At 49.8% G+C, this 289-nt stretch carries 1 rRNA gene; it reads left to right on the top strand.

Annotation, left to right across the window (positions count from 1 at the left end):
• Positions 1-187: 187 nt before the first annotated feature.
• Positions 188-289 (top strand): 5S ribosomal RNA (gene rrf / locus GJ699_RS34010); the annotation flags it as partial.

The raw sequence follows: 289 nt of genomic DNA, 5'->3' as shown, positions 1-289 counted from the left end.
GATAGGTCAGGTGTGGAAGTGCAGTAATGCATTAAGCTAACTGATACTAATTGCCCGTACGGCTTGTCCCTATAACCTTGACGGTTATACGCATTTACTCGTTGATGAGTGGTGCTACCCCAAACCAGAACTTTACTTCTCCCAGATTCGCTGCGCAGCCGTTGGCTGCGCAGCATACAAGTCAAAGCTTGATGACCATAGCAAGTCAGTCCCACCCCTTCCCATCCCGAACAGGACCGTGAAATGACTCTGCGCCGATGATAGTGCTGCAACCAGTGTGAAAGTAGGT

Origin of the sequence: Duganella guangzhouensis, assembly GCF_009674535.1 — a bacterium.
GTDB lineage: Bacteria > Pseudomonadota > Gammaproteobacteria > Burkholderiales > Burkholderiaceae_D > Rugamonas > Rugamonas guangzhouensis.
Note: the sequence above shows the minus strand (reverse complement) of the source record. Positions and strands in the feature narration are given on the sequence as shown.